This window comes from Streptomyces doebereineriae, assembly GCF_031845645.1.
Taxonomy (GTDB): Bacteria; Actinomycetota; Actinomycetes; order Streptomycetales; family Streptomycetaceae; genus Streptomyces; species Streptomyces canus.
Genome location: NZ_JAVREZ010000004.1, coordinates 77,502 through 95,259 on the forward strand (window position 1 = coordinate 77,502; position 17,758 = coordinate 95,259).

The 17,758-nt window shown below is 70.5% G+C and carries 16 protein-coding genes; 7 read left to right on the forward strand and 9 right to left on the reverse strand.

Annotation, left to right across the window (positions count from 1 at the left end; translation table 11 throughout):
* The first annotated feature begins 141 nt into the window (after window positions 1-141).
* The 3 genes from RNB18_RS13295 to RNB18_RS13305 are packed head-to-tail and all read left to right on the forward strand — an operon-like array spanning window position 142 to window position 2,061.
* Window positions 142-660 (forward strand): hypothetical protein, encoded by a 519-nt coding sequence (locus tag RNB18_RS13295; protein ID WP_311714326.1) that lies wholly within the window; start codon window positions 142-144, stop codon window positions 658-660.
* Window positions 657-1,142, forward strand: a complete 486-nt coding sequence (locus RNB18_RS13300) for a ferritin-like domain-containing protein (RefSeq protein WP_311714327.1) — start codon at window positions 657-659, stop codon at window positions 1,140-1,142. Before RNB18_RS13295 ends, RNB18_RS13300 begins: the two co-directional genes overlap by 4 nt.
* Before the next feature lie 28 nt (window positions 1,143-1,170).
* Window positions 1,171-2,061, forward strand: a complete 891-nt coding sequence (locus RNB18_RS13305) for an aminoglycoside phosphotransferase family protein (RefSeq protein ID WP_311714328.1) — start codon at window positions 1,171-1,173, stop codon at window positions 2,059-2,061.
* 48 nt (window positions 2,062-2,109) lie between these two features.
* On the opposite strand, the gene RNB18_RS13310 is transcribed toward RNB18_RS13305, so the two are convergent.
* From RNB18_RS13310 to RNB18_RS13320, 3 genes are all read right to left on the reverse strand, one after another.
* A complete protein-coding gene (locus RNB18_RS13310) occupies window positions 2,110-3,813 on the reverse strand; it encodes a proline--tRNA ligase (RefSeq protein WP_311714329.1) in 1,704 nt (567 codons plus the stop codon).
* Window positions 3,814-3,885: 72 nt separating this feature from the next.
* Window positions 3,886-4,416 (reverse strand): GNAT family N-acetyltransferase, encoded by a 531-nt coding sequence (locus RNB18_RS13315; protein ID WP_311714330.1) that lies wholly within the window; start codon window positions 4,414-4,416, stop codon window positions 3,886-3,888.
* Between the two features lie 49 nt (window positions 4,417-4,465).
* Window positions 4,466-5,314, reverse strand: coding sequence for a GNAT family N-acetyltransferase (locus RNB18_RS13320; protein ID WP_311714331.1), 849 nt, complete (start codon window positions 5,312-5,314; stop codon window positions 4,466-4,468).
* A gap of 125 nt (window positions 5,315-5,439) precedes the next feature.
* Between RNB18_RS13320 and RNB18_RS13325 the strand changes: the two genes are divergently transcribed.
* Window positions 5,440-6,177, forward strand: a complete 738-nt coding sequence (locus tag RNB18_RS13325; RefSeq protein WP_311714332.1) for a GNAT family N-acetyltransferase — start codon at window positions 5,440-5,442, stop codon at window positions 6,175-6,177.
* 10 nt (window positions 6,178-6,187) lie between these two features.
* Here the strand turns inward: RNB18_RS13325 and ispG are convergent, their stop codons facing one another.
* From ispG to RNB18_RS13345, 4 genes are all read right to left on the reverse strand, one after another.
* Window positions 6,188-7,345, reverse strand: a complete 1,158-nt coding sequence (gene ispG / locus RNB18_RS13330; RefSeq protein WP_057616679.1) for a flavodoxin-dependent (E)-4-hydroxy-3-methylbut-2-enyl-diphosphate synthase — start codon at window positions 7,343-7,345, stop codon at window positions 6,188-6,190.
* Window positions 7,346-7,514: 169 nt separating this feature from the next.
* Window positions 7,515-8,807: a M50 family metallopeptidase gene (locus RNB18_RS13335; RefSeq protein ID WP_311714756.1), complete on the reverse strand. Its 1,293-nt coding sequence runs from the start codon at window positions 8,805-8,807 to the stop codon at window positions 7,515-7,517.
* Window positions 8,808-8,815: 8 nt separating this feature from the next.
* On the reverse strand, window positions 8,816-10,249 hold the full coding sequence (gene dxr / locus RNB18_RS13340) for a 1-deoxy-D-xylulose-5-phosphate reductoisomerase (RefSeq protein ID WP_311714333.1): 1,434 nt from the start codon (window positions 10,247-10,249) through the stop codon (window positions 8,816-8,818).
* A gap of 77 nt (window positions 10,250-10,326) precedes the next feature.
* Window positions 10,327-12,258, reverse strand: a complete 1,932-nt coding sequence (locus tag RNB18_RS13345) for an acyl-CoA dehydrogenase family protein (protein WP_311714334.1) — start codon at window positions 12,256-12,258, stop codon at window positions 10,327-10,329.
* Between the two features lie 258 nt (window positions 12,259-12,516).
* On the opposite strand from RNB18_RS13345, the gene RNB18_RS13350 reads away from it, so the two are divergent.
* From RNB18_RS13350 to RNB18_RS13360, 3 genes are all read left to right on the forward strand, one after another.
* Window positions 12,517-12,648, forward strand: a complete 132-nt coding sequence (locus RNB18_RS13350; protein WP_311714335.1) for a hypothetical protein — start codon at window positions 12,517-12,519, stop codon at window positions 12,646-12,648.
* 508 nt (window positions 12,649-13,156) lie between these two features.
* On the forward strand, window positions 13,157-14,170 hold the full coding sequence (locus RNB18_RS13355) for a LacI family DNA-binding transcriptional regulator (RefSeq protein ID WP_311714336.1): 1,014 nt from the start codon (window positions 13,157-13,159) through the stop codon (window positions 14,168-14,170).
* Between the two features lie 84 nt (window positions 14,171-14,254).
* A complete protein-coding gene (locus RNB18_RS13360) occupies window positions 14,255-16,294 on the forward strand; it encodes a glycoside hydrolase family 31 protein (RefSeq protein ID WP_311714337.1) in 2,040 nt (679 codons plus the stop codon).
* A 56-nt stretch (window positions 16,295-16,350) separates the two neighbouring features.
* Here RNB18_RS13360 and RNB18_RS13365 read toward each other — a convergent pair whose 3' ends face one another.
* A complete protein-coding gene (locus RNB18_RS13365; RefSeq protein WP_311714338.1) occupies window positions 16,351-16,977 on the reverse strand; it encodes a chorismate mutase in 627 nt (208 codons plus the stop codon).
* A gap of 35 nt (window positions 16,978-17,012) precedes the next feature.
* Window positions 17,013-17,723, reverse strand: coding sequence for a glycoside hydrolase family 12 protein (locus RNB18_RS13370; RefSeq protein WP_311714339.1), 711 nt, complete (start codon window positions 17,721-17,723; stop codon window positions 17,013-17,015).
* Window positions 17,724-17,758 lie beyond the last annotated feature (35 nt).

Here is a 17,758-nt window from a genome sequence, read left to right on the forward strand (position 1 = left end):
GTAGGTCGCGTGTCTGGTCAAAGGGTATCCGGTCGCAGGGGGTGTTGCCGTCCAGGTGACCTCGGATGCGCGGGTACCGTGATCGCCAGCGGGCTGACCTCCCGCCCATGTGTTCGTACGAGCTTCCCGAGGACGTCTGTCGTGCCGTACCCCCCTCCGCCGCACATGCCCTCGGGGCCGCGCAGAAGATCCCTGCTCGCCTCGGTCGCCGGGGGCGCCCTGCTGGCCGGCTGCTCCGACGGGACCGGCACCGAGGAGAACACCGCCGGCAGTCCGTCCGTCGTCGAGCGCACACGCGTGCGTGCGGCTCGGGACAGCCGGGGGATCGTCGAACGGTACGACGCCGTCCTCGCCGCCTATCCGGCGCTGGCGGAGCGGGTGGGGCCGTTGCGGGCGGAAGCGGTGCGGCATGCGGAGGCGTTCGGGGAGACGGTCGCCAAGTCCTCGCCCACCGCGTCGCAGACCTCGCCCGCACCGTCGGTCACGGTGCCCGCGACCGAGAAGGACGCCCTCGCCCAGCTCGCCGCCGCCGAACGGGCGCTCGCGGACCGGCGGGCCAAGGCGCTGCTGGACGTACCGGGCGAGCTGGCCCGGCTGCTGGCCTCCGTGGCGGCGGCCGGTGCGGCGCACGCCTATCTGCTGATGGAGGGGATCCGGTGAGCGACAAGAACGACAAGGAGCTGGAGGCCTTTCAGAAGGCGCTGGCCGCCGAGCACGCGGCCGTGTACGGCTACGGCGTCGTCGGCGGCCGGATCGGTGCGGGCCGGCGAGCGGAGGCCAAGGCCGCCTATGACGCCCACCGGGCCCGGCGGGACGGGCTGGTGCGCCAGGTGCGGAACATGGGCGGAAAGCCGGTGGCCGCGGCCGCGGCGTACGCGCTGCCCTTCCCGGTGCCGGACTCGGCCGCGGCGGTACGGCTCGCCGCCGACCTGGAGGAGCGGGTGGCCGGGGTGTACTCCGACCTGGTGCGGGCAACCGAGGGCGGGCGGCGGAGCACGGCCGCCGAGGCGCTGCGGGAGGCCGCGGTGCGGGCGGTGCGCTGGCGCGGCGAGAGCGTAGCCTTCCCTGGGCTCGCCGAGCGGGCGATCACGATGTCGTCCTCGGCCTATGGCCCGGCTTCTTCGCCGGCTCCCACGGCGTAACGCGGTACAGGAAGGAAACGACTCGCGCATGGCTTTCGAACCACCGCAGCGGCTGGTGCGGGCGCTCGGCGAGAGCGCGCCGGACGGTGACGACTGGGTGGAGAGGCTGCCCGAGATTGCCGGACAGGCCGTCGCACTGCGCGAGTTGACCGTGGAGCGGGTTCAGGTGCCCGGGGGACGCAGCAGCCTCGTGTTGCTCGTGCGGCGCGCTGACGGGACCCCGGCCGTGCTCAAGCTGGCCCCGGCCCGGGCCCGGCCGGAGAGCGAGCGGGCGGCTCTCGCGCACTGGGCCGGGCGGGGGGCCGTACAGCTGCTGGAGCCCTTTGTCGCCGAGGGAGTGTTGCTGCTCGAGCGGCTGCATCCGGATGTGTCCGTGCGGTCCCTGCCGGAGGCGAAAGCACTGCTCGAGGCTGCCGGGGCGCTGCGGCGGCTGTGGGTGGAGCCGCCCGGTGACCATGTCTTCGAGACGGTGGCCGAGCGGACCGGGCGGCAGGCCGCGGTCATGCGGGGTGCTTCCGCGGAGGTGGCGGGGCTGGTGAGCGCGGCTCTCGATGCGCGGGAGTCGTTGCTGGCCGCGCCGCCGGAGGAGCGGTTGCTGCACGGGACGTTCCGGCAGAGCAAGGTGCTTTCCGGTGTGCGGTCGCCCTGGCTCGCCGTCGGGCCTGACCCTGTCGTCGGGGAGTGTGCGTTCGATCTTGCCCGGCTGGTGCGGGATCGGGTGGAGGACCTGATCGCCTCGCCGTCGGGGGCGGCGACGACCCGCCGGCGGATCAAGCGGCTCGCGGAGTCACTCGAGGTGGATCAGGAGCGGTTGCGGGGGTGGACGTTGTTCCGGGCCGTGGAGTCGGGGGTCCGGGCGCTACGGGTGGGGCGGCCGAAGGATGCCGAGTTGCTGCTGGAGTTCGCCGGGTGGCTCTGAGGCCGTACGGCGGCGGCCGCCGGTGCGACCGCCGCCGTACGCACTTTCTCAAGCGGTCAGGCGGGCGATCGCCTCGTCCACCGTCAGCTCCTCGCGCTCACCGCTGCGGCGGTCCTTGAGCTCCAGGACGCCCTCGGCGGAGCGGCGGCCCGCGACCAGGATCTTCGGTACGCCGATGAGCTCGGAGTCGGTGAACTTCACACCCGGGGAGACCCCGGCGCGGTCGTCGACGAGGACCCTGAGGCCCGCCTCACGCAGCTTCTCGGAGACGTCGAGGGCCAGTTCGATCTGGAGGGCCTTGCCGGCGGCGACGACGTGCACGTCGGCCGGGGCGACCTCGGCGGGCCAGCACAGGCCCTGCTCGTCGGCGCTCTGCTCGGCGATGGCCGCGACCGCGCGGGTGACGCCGATGCCGTAGGAGCCCATGGTCACGCGGACCGGCTTGCCGTTCTGGCCGAGGACGTCGAGCTTGAGGGCGTCGGCGTACTTGCGGCCGAGCTGGAAGATGTGGCCGATCTCGATGGCGCGGTCCAGCTTGAGGCCGGTGCCGCACTTCGGGCACGGGTCGCCCTCCTGGACGACCACGACGTCGACGTACTCGTCGACCTCGAAGTCACGGCCCGCGACGACGTTCTTCGCGTGCGTGTGCTCCTTGTTGGCGCCGGTGATCCAGGCGGTGCCGGGGGCAACGCGCGGGTCGGCGATGTACTTCACCTTCTCGCCCAGGCCCTGCGGACCGACGTAACCGCGGACGAGGTCCGGACGGCCGACGAAGTCCTCGGCGCTCACCAGCTCCACGGCGGCGGGCGCGAAGTGCGCCTCCACCTTGCCCATGTCGACCTCGCGGTCGCCGGGGACGCCGACGGCCACGATCTCGCCGTCGACCTTCACGAGGAGGTTCTTGAGGGTGTCGGAGGCCTCGACGCCGAGGTGGGCGGCGAGGGTCTCGATGGTCGGGGTGTCGGGGGTGGGGATCTCCTCGAGAGCGGCGACGCCCGCCGCGTCCACCGGGTTCAACTCGTACGTGATCGCCTCGGTGTTGGCCGCGAAATCGCAGTTCGGGCAGTCCGCGAAGGTGTCCTCGCCGGCCTCGGCCGGGGCGAGGAACTCCTCCGACTTGGAGCCGCCCATCGCGCCGGCGGTGGCGGCGCAGATGCGGTAGTCGAGGCCCAGGCGCTCGAAGACCTTCTGGTAGGCCTGGCGGTGCAGGGCGTAGGACCGGGCCAGGCCCTCGTCCTCGGTGTCGAAGGAGTACGAGTCCTTCATCAGGAACTCACGGCCGCGCAGGACGCCGGCCCGCGGGCGGGCCTCGTCCCGGTACTTGTTCTGGATCTGGTAGAGGATGACCGGCAGGTCCTTGTAGGAGGACGCCTGGTCCTTCACCAGCAGGGTGAAGATCTCCTCGTGGGTCGGGCCGAGGAGGTAGTCGCCGCCCTTGCGGTCCTGCAGGCGGAACAGCTCGGGGCCGTACTCGTCCCAGCGGCCGGTCGCCTCGTACGGCTCCCGCGGCAGGATGGCGGGGAGCAGCACCTCCTGGGCGCCGATCGCGTCCATCTCCTCGCGGACGATCCGTTCCACATTGCGCAGGACGCGCATACCGAGCGGCAGCCAGCTCCAGATGCCGGCCGCGGTCCGGCGGACGTACCCGGCGCGGACGAGCAGCTTGTGGCTGAGGACCTCGGCGTCCGCCGGGTCGTCGCGCAGCGTCTTCGCCATCAACTGGGACATGCGCTGGACCGGTGCGTTCGCCATGGTTCTCGTACTCCTGCTGCGTCTAGGTGATGCCAGGAGGGTAGCCGGGCGGGCTGTGCCGGTGGAAATCCGTCAACGGCGGCGCAGGGGCAGCGGTGCGCCCATCACGGCGTACGGCTTCGGGGCGCTCGGGAAGAGGACCTGGCGGGCGAGGTCCTGGTAGCCGAGGGAGTGGTACAGGCCGCGGGCCGGGCTGTCGGTGTCGATCGCGGAGAGGATCGAGCGGGGCTCCGCGGCGCTGTCGGTGATCGTGGTGATCAGGGTGCGGCCGATGCCGCGGTTCTGGTGGTGGGGGTGGACATGGAGCTCGGTGATCACGAACGAGTCGTCGAGCCAGATGTCGTTGTGCTGCGCGCGGAGGTAGGGCTCCACGACGGTGGACCACCAGTGGGTGCGGTTGTTGGGCATGCCGTACACGAATCCGACGAGGTGCCCTCCGACGGTCGCGCCGAGGGCCCTCGCACCGGGATAGGTCATGTGACGGAGCACGATCTGGCGGCGGACCGCTACCTCGTCGGCGCCGAGGCCGAATGCGATGGCCTGTACTGCCAGGGCCTCGTCCACGTGGGCGGACAGGTCCAGGGGGCCGATGACGAGGTCCATGCGGGCAGCGTACAGGGGGGTTTCAGGTGTGTGCCGGGGGCGGGTCGGCTCAGAAGAGGATGCTCATGAAGGCGCCGATCTCCTGGAAGCCCACCCTTGCGTACGTCCGCCTCGCCGGGGTGTTGAAGTCGTTGACGTACAGGCTCACCACCGGGGCCACGTCCGCCAGGGCGTACCGCAGTACGGCCGCCATCCCCGGGGCCGCCACTCCCCTGCCCCGGTACTCGGGGGCCACCCATACGCCCTGGATCTGGCAGGCCCGGTCCGTCGCGGCGCCGATCTCCGCCTTGAAGACGACCTTGCCGTGTTCGTCGAGGCGGGCGAAGGAGCGGCCGGAACCGACCAGTTCGGCGACGCGGGCCTGGTAGAGGAGGCCGCCGTCGCCGGCCAGCGGGGAGACGCCGACCTCTTCCGTGAACATCGCCACGCACGCCGGCATGATCGTTTCCATCTCGTCCTTGCGGATGCGGCGGACGTACGGATCGGGGGCGATGTCGGTGGGCATGCGGTCGGTGACCATGAGGGGCTGCTGGGCACGGACCTCCCGCGCCGGGCCCCAGCTGGGTTCCAGCAGGCGCCAGAGCTGGGCGGTGGGTTCGGCGGGGCCGACGATGGAGGAGCAGCGGCGGCCGGAACGCCGGGCGCGGTCGGCGAAGGCGCGGACGGCCCGGGGGGTCGCGCAGATCGGGACCAGGTTGGCGCCGGCATAGCAGAGGGACGTGAGCATGCCGTCCTCGTACCAGCCCCACATCTCGCCACCGAGCCGCCACGGGTCAAGGCCGGCGACCTGCACCCTCGACGTCACGAAGGCGTTCGCGACCGGATCGCGGTCGAGGACGGCGAGCGCGGCGTCCAGGTCGCTCGGTTCGAGGACCCGGGAGGTCGTCTGGGTCAACACGGGCGGGGCCTCACACTGGGGTCTGCTGATCTCCGCACTGTACCTGCGGAAGCTGAGCCGTGCCGCCCCCAGTTCGGGGGCCGTTCGTTGCTGACACGCCCGACCCGCGCTGATAGGAACGTCGGATGATCTCGACCCCTGTGCGATCCGACGCCCGGAAATGGTCCGACGAGCAGCTCGCGGAGTTGTTCAGCGAGGGCTTCCCCTCGTTCATCACCGCCGATCGGCTGGTGAAGGAGTACATCGGACGGGTGCGGGAGTTCTTCGCGGGGCTGGATCTGATGCTTCTGGACGCGGACGGGGTTCCCGTGGCCGCCGGTTGGGGGGTGCCGCTGCGGTGGGACGGCCGGGCCGACGCGCTGCCCTCGGGGTACACGGACGCCCTGGTGCGGGCCGTACAGGGGCATGAGCAGGGCATCGAACCCGACACCCTGGTGATCTGCGGGGCGATCGTCACCCCGTCGCTCAAGGGGCAGGGGCTCGCCGGGCGGATGCTCACCGCCCTGCGGGAGGCCGGACAGGATGCGGGACTGGCGCGGGTCGTCGCGCCCGTGCGGCCCACGACCAAGGCCCGCTATCCGCTGACGCCCATCGAGTCGTTCCTGCGCTGGCGGCGACAGGACGGGACCGCCCTCGATCCCTGGATCCGGACCCATGAACGGCTCGGCGCCGAGATCCTCGCCCCGGCCCCCGTCTCACAGACGATGACCGGCACGGTCGCCGAGTGGGAGGGCTGGACGGACCTCGCCCTCCCCGAGTCCGGCGACTACGTCATCCCGGACGGGCTGAGTGTGCTGCGGGTCGACCGGGACGCCGACGTCGGCCTCTATCAGGAGCCGAACGTCTGGATGCGGCACCGGTGAGCCACGGAGGTCAGCCCGCGACCGACACCGACGGCTCGCCGGAGGCGATGCCCTCCGCCTCCATCTGCTCGGCGATCTTCATCGCCTCTTCGATGAGGGTCTCCACGATCTTCGACTCGGGGACGGTCTTGATGACCTCGCCCTTGACGAAGATCTGGCCCTTGCCGTTGCCGGAGGCGACGCCGAGGTCGGCCTCGCGGGCCTCGCCCGGGCCGTTCACCACGCAGCCCATGACCGCGACGCGGAGCGGGACCTCCATGCCGGTCAGGCCCGCGGTGACCTCTTCGGCCAGCTTGTAGACGTCGACCTGGGCGCGGCCGCAGGACGGGCAGGAGACGATCTCCAGGCCTCGCTGCTTGAGGTTCAGGGACTCCAGGATCTGGTTGCCGACCTTGACCTCCTCGACCGGCGGGGCGCTCAGCGACACCCGGATGGTGTCGCCGATGCCCTGGGAGAGCAGCGCGCCGAAGGCGACGGCCGACTTGATCGTGCCCTGGAAGGCGGGGCCCGCCTCGGTCACGCCGAGGTGCAGCGGGTAGTCGCACTGGGCGGCGAGCTGGCGGTACGCCTCGACCATCACGACCGGGTCGTTGTGCTTGACCGAGATCTTGATGTCCCGGAAGTCGTGCTCCTCGAAGAGGGAGGCCTCCCACAGGGCGGACTCGGCCAGCGCCTCGGGGGTCGCCTTGCCGTACTTCTGGAGCAGCCGGCGGTCCAGCGACCCGGCGTTGACGCCGATGCGGATCGGCGTGCCGTGGTCCTTCGCGGCCCGCGCGATCTCCTTGACCTTGTCGTCGAACTGCTTGATGTTGCCGGGATTGACGCGTACGGCCGCGCAGCCGGCCTCGATCGCCGCGAACACGTACTTGGGCTGGAAGTGGATGTCCGCGATCACCGGGATCTGCGACTTGCGCGCGATGGTCGCGAGGGCGTCGGCGTCGTCCTGGGTCGGGCAGGCCACCCGCACGATCTGGCAGCCGGACGCCGTGAGCTCGGCGATCTGCTGGAGCGTGGCGCCGATGTCCGAGGTGCGCGTGGTCGTCATCGACTGGACAGAGACCGGGGCGTCGCCGCCCACCGCCACGGTGCCGACCTGGATCTGCCGGCTCTTCCGGCGTTCGGCGAGCCTGGTCGGAACGGACGGCATGCCGAGAGAAATCGCAGTCATCTGCTGTGCAACCCCAAGTCGTGGATCAAGGTCCAGGTCCCGTCAGCGCCGGGCTCCGGACTTCGAGATTACGGCAAGGGACCGGGCGCGAGCACATCACGGCCCGCAAACCCACTCAATGGAGAGCGGCCCGGCACACACCTGCCGGGCCGCCTCGAACGCCGTATGGCTAGGAGATTCTCACCGGGTTAACGACGTCGGCGATCAGGACGAGGATCGTGAAGCAGATGAAGATCCCCGCCACCACATAGGCGACCGGCATCAGCTTCGCCACGTCGAACGGGCCCGGGTCCGGGCGCTTCAGCACCTTCGCCAGGTTGCGGCGCAGGGACTCCCACAGGGCGCCCGCGATGTGGCCGCCGTCCAGGGGCAGCAGCGGGAGCATGTTGAAGAGGAAGAGGGAGAGGTTGAAGCCCGCGACCAGCATGAGCGCCATGGCGAGTTGCTGGGTCGGGGGGATGTCGAGCGTGAAGATCTCGCCGCCCACCCTCGCCGCGCCGACCACGCCCATCGGGGAGTCCGGCTCGCGCGGGGCGTCGCCGAAGGCCGCGTTCCACAGGGCCGGGATCTTGCCGGGCAGGGCGGCGAGGGAGTCGACGGCGTCGCCGACGCGCTCGCCCATCCAGACCACGGAGTCGCCGAAGTCCTGCTTGACGATGCCGGTGGCCGCGCTGAAGCCGAGGAAGCCGGCGGTGACGTACTTGCCCTGGACGTACTGCCCGCTGGAGTCCTTCTTGGCGACCAGGTTGCTCGCGATCTTCGCGGTGAGGGTGACGTCCTTGCCGTCGCGCTCGACGACGATCGGGACCGTCTTGTCGGGGTTGGCGCGGATGAGGTCGGAGAGCTTGTTCCAGTCGTCCGTCCGTACGCCGTTGAACGAGAGGATCTTGTCGCCCGCCTTGAGGCCGGCCGCCGCGGCCGGGGAGGCGGGGTCGGAGGCCTTGCAGGTCTGGCGGTCCTGGCTCTGGGAGATCACGCACTTGGAGACGGAGCTGACCGTGTTGGTCTGCTGGGAGATGCCGAAGCCCATGAGGACCGTGAGGAACAGCGCCACCGCGAGGATCAGGTTCGCGAAGGGGCCCGCGAACATCACGATGACGCGTTTCCAGGGCTTACGGGTGTAGAAGAGGCGTTTCTCGTCGCCGGGCTGGAGTTCCTCGAAGGCGGCCGAGCGGGCGTCCTCGATCATGCCGCGCCAGGGGGAGGTGGAGCGGGCGCTGATACGGCCGTCGTCGCCGGGCGGGAACATGCCGATCATGCGGATGTAGCCGCCGAAGGGGACGGCCTTGATGCCGTACTCCGTCTCGCCCTTCTTGCGCGAGAACATGGTCGGTCCGAAGCCGACCATGTACTGCGGCACGCGGATGCCGAAGAGCTTGGCGAAGGACAGATGCCCCAGCTCGTGCCACGCGATCGACACCAGAAGGCCGAAGGCGAAGAGCCCTATGCCGAGGATGAACATCAGGGTCGTCATGCACGGGCCTCCGCCGTCTGTGCCGTCAGTTCCCGGGCCCGGGTCCGCGCCCAGGTCTCCGCTTCGAGGACGTCCGCGACGGTGAGCGAGGTTCCCCCGCGCGGGGTGCCGTGCTCGTCCACCACCCGGGTCACGGTCTCCATGATCCCGTTGAACGGCAGCGCGCCGGCCCGGAAGGCCTCGACGCACTCCTCGTTGGCGGCATTGAACACCGCCGGGGCCGTGCCCGCGAGCTGTCCGACGTGTCTCGCAAGGTTGACCGAAGGAAACGCGTCGTTGTCGAGCGGGAAGAACTCCCAGGTCGACGCCTTGCTCCAGTCGAATGCGGGCGCCGCGTCGGGGACGCGCTCGGGCCAGCCCAGGCCGATGGCGATCGGCCCGCGCATGTCGGGGGGCGTCGCCTGGGCGATCGTGGATCCGTCCGTGAACTCAACCATCGAGTGGACATACGACTGGGGATGCACGACCACCTCAATGCGGTCGAAGGGAATGTCGTAGAGGAGGTGTGCCTCGATGACCTCCAGCCCCTTGTTGACGAGGGTCGCGGAGTTGATCGTGATGACCGGGCCCATGGCCCAGGTGGGGTGGGCGAGGGCGTCCTCGACGGTCACCTGGGCGAGGTCGGCTTTCGTACGGCCTCGGAAGGGGCCGCCGGACGCGGTGACGACGAGCTTGCGCACGTCGGCCCTCGTCCCGGAGGCCAGGGCCTGGAAGAGGGCCGCGTGCTCGGAGTCGACCGGGATGATCTGCCCGGGCTTGGCGAGGGCCTTCACCAGCGGGCCGCCCACGATGAGCGACTCCTTGTTGGCGAGCGCGAGGGTGCGGCCCGCTTCCAGGGCGGCGAGGGTCGGGGCGAGGCCGATGGAGCCGGTGATGCCGTTGAGGACGGTGTGCGCGTCGGAGGCGGCGACCTGTGTGGCCGCGTCCGGGCCGGCGAGGATCTCGGGGAGCGGCTCGCCCGTGCCGTAGAGACCGCTGAGTGCCTCGCGCAGCTGCGGTACGACGTCCTCGCGGGCGACCGCGACGGTCCGCGCCTTCAGCCGGTGCGCCTGCTCGGCGAGGAGCGCGACCCGGCCGCCGTTGGCGGAGAGCCCGGTCACCCGGAACCGGTCGGGGTTGCGCAGCACGAGGTCGATGGCCTGGGTCCCGATGGAGCCCGTGGAGCCAAGGATCACCACGTCCTTGGGACCGTCACCCGGGAGGGGGTCGTAGACCAGGTGCGGGTCGGCGAGGGCGCGGGCCGGAAGCCCCGTCGTCCGCCCGGAGGGCGGGCCCTGCGGCGTCAGGTGCGTGCTCTCGCCGTGCCGGGCGTCGGCCCTCGTACTGGGTGTACTTGGGTCGGCGCCCGGTGCGGCGAGAGTGCGTGCATGGCGTCGCGGGGCAGACGGGGCTTCCGGCCCGTGCCCTCGGGGGGCTGGACTGTCGCTCATCCCTCCATTGTGGCCGTAAGGACGGTGTGTGAGGACAGCGCGTCCCCCTCTCGGGTTGCGGGAGGGGGACCGCCTTGTCACCGGATGGGCCGGTGCAGGTTCTCCTTCTCCGACGGGCCGGGGGTCGCGTCGGCGATCCAGACGCCCTCGCCCGAGGGGTCGACGATGCCGTCCTCGAGCCAGCCGTAGGTGCCGGACATGACTCCCTTGACGACCTTGCGGTCCTGGTCGTCGGTGTTGTTCCACAGGCGGCCGAAGAGTTCCTCGACGCGCAGGCGGGACTGGTGGCAGAAGGCGTCGGCGAGTTGGTAGGCCTCGCGGCCGTGGGGTTCGGTGGTGTAGAGGAGTTCGGCGCGTACGCAGGCCGCGCTCATCGCGAAGAGTTCGGCGCCGATGTCGACGATCCGGCCGAGGAAGCCCTGCTTGGTCTCCATCCGGCCCTGCCAGCGGGACATGGCGTAGAAGGTGGAGCGGGCGAGTTTGCGGGCCGTTCGTTCGACGTAGCGCAGGTGTACCGAGAGGTCTACTTCGCGCTTGAACTCGGCGTAGGAGGTGGGAAGTTGACCAGGACCCGCCACCAGCTTCGGGAGCCACTTGGCGTAGAAGACGCCCGCGTTCGCGCCCGCCTTCGCCTTGTCGCCGAGGGACTTCTCCGGGTCGATGAGGTCGCCCGCGACCGAGAGGTGGGCGTCGACGGCCTCGCGGGCGATCAGCAGGTGCATGATCTCCGTGGAGCCCTCGAAGATACGGTTGATGCGCAGGTCGCGCAGGACCTGTTCGGCGGGGACCGCCTTCTCGCCGCGGGCCCTGAGGGAATCGGCGGTCTCGAAGCCCCGGCCGCCGCGGATCTGGACCAGTTCGTCGGCGACGAGCCAGGCCATCTCGGAGGCGTAGAGCTTGGCGAGGGCGCCCTCGATGCGGATGTCGTTGCGGTTCTCGTCGGCCATCTGACTCGAGAGGTCCAGTACGGCCTCCAGGGCGAAGGTCGTCGCCGCGATGAAGGAGATCTTGGAGCCGACGGCCTCGTGGTGGGCGATCGGCTTGCCCCACTGCTCGCGGGCCGCGGACCACTCACGGGCGATCTTCAGACACCACTTGCCGGCGGCCACGCAGGAGGCGGGCAGCGAGAGACGCCCGGTGTTCAGGGTGGTCAGGGCGATCTTCAGGCCCGTGCCCTCGGGGCCGATGCGGTTGGCCGCGGGCACCCGGACCTGGTGGAAGCGGGTGACGCCGTTCTCGATGCCGCGCAGGCCCATGAAGGCGTTGCGGTTCTCGACGGTGATGCCGGGTGAGTCGGTCTCCACGACGAAGGCGGTGATGCCGCCCTTGTGGCCCTCGGACCTGGGGACGCGGGCCATCACGACGAGCAGGTCGGCGACCACCCCGTTGGTGGTCCACAGTTTCACTCCGTCGAGGATGTAGTCGTCCCCGTCGGGTACCGCGCTGGTCGCGAGGCGTGCCGGGTCGGAGCCGACGTCCGGTTCGGTCAGGAGGAAGGCGCTGATGTCGGTGCGGGCGCACCGGGGCAGGAACCGCTCCTTCTGCTCCTGCGTGCCGAAGAGCTTGAGCGGCTGGGGCACGCCGATCGACTGGTGGGCCGACAGCAGCACGCCGATCGCGGGGCTCGCGGAGCCCACGAGGGCCAGCGCTTTGTTGTAGTACACCTGGGTGAGGCCGAGGCCGCCGTACTTGGTGTCGATCTTCATGCCGAAGGCGCCGAGCTCCTTGAGCCCGTCCACGACGCCGTCGGGGATTCGGGCCTCGCGTTCGATGAGGGCGCCGTCCACCTTGGTCTCGCAGAAGTCGCGGAGCTTGGCCAGGAAGTCCTCGCCGCGCTGGGCGTCCTCCTCGGGGGGCATCGGGTGGGGGTGGATGAGGTCGAGCCGGAAACGCCCGAGGAACAGTTCCTTGGCGAAGCTGGGCTTGCGCCAGTCCTGTTCCCGGGCGGCCTCCGCCACCTCGCGGGCCTCGCGCTCGGTGACGACGGGCTTGGTGGACGGTGCGGACATCAGGCTCACCTCGTCGTGAATCGGGATCTTGGGGGCCGTATGGTTACCGACGGGTGCTACCCGATCGTATGTACCCGATCCGGGGCGAGGCCACCACCCTTCGTGCGGCCGTTCGGCCGATGTCGACGGAAAACGACTTGGTGTCCAGTCGGCTGGTGCCTTGAAGACCTGGGTGCCGCAGACGTAGTTGTCTCTGCCTCGGCAGCTTCCGCCGGACGAGTGGCCGGGGGAAGTCCTCGAGGTCGAGGGCGACCTTGGATGTCCCCCTCCGGGTTGCCGCCGGGCGGGGCGGGCCTGGAGGCGGCCGCCGCGCAGGACGTGCGGGCTGCGGGGACCGGCGAGGAGCTGGACGTCGACCGGCTCATTGTCGACGGCCTCAGGGGCCCTTGACCCTGCAGGCGCAGGGGCCGGGAGTCCGGGCGGCCCCGAGGGCCCGGACAGCCCCGCAGGCGCAGGGGGCGACGGTCGCAGCGTCCTCGGGGCGGGTGGTGCCGCCATGGACGATCCGGGGTCCGTCGCGCGTCGGGACGCCCGGCAGCACCCCCCGCGCACCCCGCACCCCGCACCCCGCACCCCGCACCCCGCACCAGGTGTACCGTGCCCATCCCGCTCTCACCGGGCCCTACGGGACGGGTTCTCGCGGCCCCGCTCCATGGTCCCCCGCGGCCGGTCGTGGTAGGCAGGAAGCCGTACCCCGTCGAGGCCGTGAACGGGCAGGCCGGAGCGGGTTCCGCGATGGCGGGCCCTTCTCCTCGCGCCGCTCGCGCACGAGTCCCTGTCGAAGCGCTTCGACAACCTATGGACACCCACTCCCGGGGGAGCTACTGTCGAACCACCCTCACCCGCCCCTGTTCGCACTGCGCACTGTCGAAGCGCTTCACAAAGCTTGGAGAGCTGGATGGTCACCCTCGCCGAGGTCGCCCAGCACGCCGGAGTCTCGGCGAGCACGGTGAGCTATGTCCTCAGTGGCAAGCGGTCCATCTCGACGACCACCCGGCAGCGCGTCGAGGAGAGCATCCGCGAGCTCGGCTACCACCCGAACGCCGGCGCCCGCGCACTCGCCAGCAGCAGGTCGAACATCATCGCGCTGATGATCCCGCTCCGCACCGACATGTACGTGCCGGTGATGATGGAGATCGCCATCGCGGTGGCCACCACCGCACGGACGCACGGGTACGACGTCCTGCTGCTCACCGGCGAGGAGGGTCCCGACGCCGTACGACGCGTCACCGGCAGCGGGCTCGCCGACGCGATGATCCTGATGGACGTCGAACTCGACGACGAGCGGCTGCCGTTCCTGCGCGGCACCGACCAGCCCTCCGTGCTCATCGGCCTCCCCGCCGACACGTCCGGGCTCACCTGCGTCGACCTCGACTTCCGGGCCACCGGCGCCCTGTGCGTCGAGCACCTCGCGAAGCTCGGTCACCGCGACATCGCTGTCATCGGCGAGGCCCCCGCCGTCTACGAACGGCACACCGGTTTCGCCGAGCGCACTCTGGACGGACTCCGGTCGCGGGCCCAGGAGTTGGGCGTACGACTGCTGCACCGGCCGTGCGACGGCGGGTACGACGCGATGGCCGTGACGCTCGCCCGCGTCCTCGACGAGCGTCCGTCCACCACGGGCTTCGTCGTGCAGAACGAGCAGGCGGTCGAGCCGCTGCTCGCGCTGTTGCGCCAGCAGGGCCGGGCCATTCCCGAGGACGTCTCGGTGGTCGCGATCTGCCCCGAACAGGTCGCCGTCCAGGCCTCGGTGCGGCTGACGTCGGTCGCCATTCCCGCCCAGGAGATGGGCCGGCACGCCCTGGAGCGGCTGGTCGCCAAGCTGGAGGGCCGCGGTGAGGACGAAGTCGTCCTGATCGAACCGGAGTTGACGGTCCGGTCGAGCACGGGCCCGGCGCCTTCGGCGTCCTGACACCTCACCCACCAGACCTCACACACCACGCATCCCGTGCCTGTGCGGGACGCCCCTGTCTGCATTCCTTCAGGAGCACTCCTCGTGAATCAGCCTGCCGAAAACCAGCCCAAGGTCACTCTCGCGCAGTCGTCCCCCACCGTCGGCACGTTCCGGGAGCGGGACGGCGCGCTGGAGTGGAGCGGGCGCCAGGAGACCGTCCGTGTCGAGCCCTGGGGTCCGGACGCGGTCCGGGTGCGTGCCCGGCTCGGCGGGCCGATCCTCGAAGGGCTGCCGGGCGCCCTGCTCGACGAGCCGCCGGCCACCGAGAGCACCGTCAAGATCGGTGACGCGGAGGGCCAGTTGACGGTGGGCGCGCTGACCGTCCACGTCGACGCCGAGGGGCAGCTCCGCTTTCTGCGCACCGCGGACTCCGCCGAGCTCCTCGCTGAGGCCCGCGCCCACTTCTGGTGGCCCGGCTCGCGTCTGTACACCGCGGTCGGCAACGGCCACCACCGTCTCGAGCAGCGATTCGCCGCCTACGACGACGAGAAGCTGTACGGCCTCGGCCAGCACCAGCACGGCAAGCTGGATCAGAAGGGCCTGGTCCTCGACCTGATCCAGCGCAACGCCGAGGTGGGCATCCCGGTTCTCGCCTCCAGCCGCGGCTACACCCTCCTCTGGAACAACCCGGCGATCGGCCGCGTGGAACTCGCCCGCAACGGCACGCGCTGGGTGGCCGACTCGGCCCGCCAGATCGACTACTGGATCACCGCGGGCACCCCGGCCGACGGTCAGCGCCGCTACAGCGGGGTGACCGGCCGGACGCCGATGCTGCCGGAGTGGGCGGCGGGCTTCTGGCAGTGCAAGCTGCGCTACCGCACCCAGGACGAACTCCTGTCCGTGGCACGGGAGTACAAGCGGCGCGGGCTTCCCATCTCCGCGATCGTCTGCGACTTCTTCCACTGGACGCACCTCGGCGAGTGGAAGTTCGACCCGGCCGAGTGGCCCGACCCGGCGGCGATGGTCCGTGAACTGGAGGAGCTGGGGATCAAGTTGGTGGTGAGCGTCTGGCCGTCGGTGTCGCCGCTCAGCGAGAACCACCCGGTCATGGAGCAGCGCGGCTACTTCATCGGCACCCAGTACGGCCCGATGGCACACGCCGACTGGCCCGACAAGGGAGTCGCCTCCACCGTCCAGGTCGCCTTCTACGACGCCACGAACCCGGAGGCCCGGGAGTTCATGTGGTCGAAGGTCCGCGACAACTACCTCGCCCCGTACGGCATCACGGCCTTCTGGCTGGACGCCTGCGAGCCGGAGCTCAAGCCCGGCTTCCAGGAGAACCTGCGCTACTGGGCGGGGCCCGGCCTCGAGGTCGGCAACATGTACCCGGCCGAGAACTCCCGCACCTTCCACGAGGGCCTGACAGCCGCCGGTGAGGAGGTCATCACCCTCAACCGCTCGGCCTGGGCGGGCAGTCAGCGCTACGGCGCCGCCCTGTGGTCCGGGGACATCGGCACCGACTTCCCGACCCTGCGCGAGCAGATCGCCGCGGGGCTCAACACGGCGATGTCCGGCATCCCGTGGTGGAACACGGACATCGGCGGCTTCCACGGCGGCGACCCGGACGACCCGGCGTACCGCGAGGTCATGGTCCGCTGGTTCCAGTTCGGCACGCTGTCCCCGCTCATGCGTCTGCACGGCTTCCGCGACCCGGGCATGCCGCTGGGACCGGAGATGACCGGCGGCCCCAACGAGGTGTGGTCGTACGGCGAGGAGGCCGGCGCGATCATGGAGAAGTACCTGCGACTGCGCGAGCGGCTGAAGCCGTACGTCCTGAAGGTCATGCGTGAGGCCCACGAGGAGGGCCTGACGCCGATGCGCCCGCTGTTCCTGGAATTCCCGGACGACCAGGCGACGTGGACGGTCGACGACGCCTACCTCTTCGGCGCGGACCTCCTGGTCGCCCCGGTTCTCACGGCGGGCGCGACGGCCCGTACGACCTATCTCCCGGCGGGCGCGACCTGGACGGACGCGTGGACCGGTGAGACGTACGAGGGCGGCAGGACGGTGACCGTCGACGCTCCGCTGGACCGGATCCCGCTGTTCCTGCGGGACGGGGCGCGGCTTCCGGTGGTGGAGTAGCTCCAGGGAAGCGGCCGGTCCCACGGGGGTGGGCCGGCCGCTTCGTCGTGTGGGGGTCAGCTTCCGCAGACCGAGCGCAGGGCACGGGCCAGGGCCCGGGTGTGCAGGGCGTCGAGGTGGTCCTCGTGGTGGACCTGGAGGGCGGCGAGGAGGAGTTCGGGACGGCAGGCGACCGCGCTGCGGTCGTCGGCGGTGGTGGCGAGGGCCTCGACCAGTGCGCTGGTCACCCGGTTGATCTCCTGCCGTACGACGCTCAGGTCCGGCTTGGTCGTCGGCGCCTCGTCGGGGTGGTCGGTCCACCGCTGGAACAGGCCGCGTTGGACGATCTTGTTCGCCTCGATCTGGTCGCGGAAGATCACTCGGACCTCGTCCGGGTCGGCGCCGAGCTGCTGGGCCTGGGCGGCGACGTTGTCGAGGACCTGCTGTTCGCGGGCGGGGTCGTCGATGGGGCTGTCGGTGCCCCATTTGGCGGCGGCGACCAGGTCGGCGGTGGCCAGGCGTTCGGCGGCGAGTTCGACGACGGGATGCAGGGCGGAGAGGGAGGGGGCGGTGGCGTGGGGTGCCGCGGCCGTCCCGGAGACGGGAACCGCGACCGCGGAACCCGTCGCGGTGAGAACGACGGCCGCGGTCGCGGTCACGGTCACGGTGATCAGGGCACGTCGGAGGGGGGTGGTGGTACGCATGCCCCCATCAAACCCGACCCTGCCCCACGATCAGGTCAACTGCTGCTTACGGTCAGGTTGTTGGCGGCGAAGTCGAGGCCACCGTTCGAGCTGGTGATCTCGAAGCCGAACTGCACGTCGCCGATGGTCTCGTTGCCGAACCAGCCCTTGGTGTCCTTGATCCACTTCAGGATCGGGAGGATGTTGACCGTGCCGGAGCTGGAGTTGGAGGTGCGGACGAAGGAGAAGACCTCGTTCGCGCCGTTGGTGCCCTTGTAGACGGTCCAGGTGTGGCCGCCGAGCGTCACGTTGCCCTGCGAGGTGCCGAGCGGACCGACGGCTCCGGTCTTGTTGACCCAGAGCATGATCTCGTAGTCGTAGTCCGTGTCCCAGATGTCGTACGACGTGTTGTACGCGCCGGACGACGGGACGCTGACGTTGTAGCTGCTGGAGAGCGAGCCCAGCGAGGTGATCGACTTGTTGATCACCTTCTTGGAGTTGGGGTAGGACTTGATGCCGCCGGTGTTGGGGTGGTTGGCGTTGACGCCCCAGTTGGTGCCGGAGTTGGCCCAGATGCACTGGCTGCCGGCGCCGGAGCCCCAGATGTTGTTGTAGAGCGTGTAGCCGTTCAGGCTCGTGTTGCCCCACTGGTCGCAGGAGCTCCAGACGGCGGCTGACGCGGGGGCCGAGGCGAGTCCGACGGTGGCGCCGATGGCCATCGCCGGGGCCAGCACCGCCATGGTGATCTTACGAAGAGTGCTTGCCATGGTGTCCCTTTCCATGGGTGGGGGGAAATGCGGGG

What these genes read in the sequence shown, in the direction of transcription:
- RNB18_RS13305 (WP_311714328.1), top strand. Translation starts at nt 1,171, where the DNA reads ATGGCTTTCGAACCACCGCAGCGGCTGGTGCGGGCGCTCGGCGAGAGC.
- RNB18_RS13310 (WP_311714329.1), bottom strand. Translation starts at nt 3,813, where the DNA reads ATGGCGAACGCACCGGTCCAGCGCATGTCCCAGTTGATGGCGAAGACG.
- RNB18_RS13315 (WP_311714330.1), bottom strand. Translation starts at nt 4,416, where the DNA reads ATGGACCTCGTCATCGGCCCCCTGGACCTGTCCGCCCACGTGGACGAG.
- RNB18_RS13325 (WP_311714332.1), top strand. Translation starts at nt 5,440, where the DNA reads ATGATCTCGACCCCTGTGCGATCCGACGCCCGGAAATGGTCCGACGAG.
- ispG (WP_057616679.1), bottom strand. Translation starts at nt 7,345, where the DNA reads ATGACTGCGATTTCTCTCGGCATGCCGTCCGTTCCGACCAGGCTCGCC.
- RNB18_RS13335 (WP_311714756.1), bottom strand. Translation starts at nt 8,807, where the DNA reads ATGTTCATCCTCGGCATAGGGCTCTTCGCCTTCGGCCTTCTGGTGTCG.
- dxr (WP_311714333.1), bottom strand. Translation starts at nt 10,249, where the DNA reads ATGAGCGACAGTCCAGCCCCCCGAGGGCACGGGCCGGAAGCCCCGTCT.
- RNB18_RS13345 (WP_311714334.1), bottom strand. Translation starts at nt 12,258, where the DNA reads ATGTCCGCACCGTCCACCAAGCCCGTCGTCACCGAGCGCGAGGCCCGC.
- RNB18_RS13350 (WP_311714335.1), top strand. Translation starts at nt 12,517, where the DNA reads ATGTCCCCCTCCGGGTTGCCGCCGGGCGGGGCGGGCCTGGAGGCGGCC.
- RNB18_RS13355 (WP_311714336.1), top strand. Translation starts at nt 13,157, where the DNA reads ATGGTCACCCTCGCCGAGGTCGCCCAGCACGCCGGAGTCTCGGCGAGC.
- RNB18_RS13365 (WP_311714338.1), bottom strand. Translation starts at nt 16,977, where the DNA reads ATGCGTACCACCACCCCCCTCCGACGTGCCCTGATCACCGTGACCGTG.
- RNB18_RS13370 (WP_311714339.1), bottom strand. Translation starts at nt 17,723, where the DNA reads ATGGCAAGCACTCTTCGTAAGATCACCATGGCGGTGCTGGCCCCGGCG.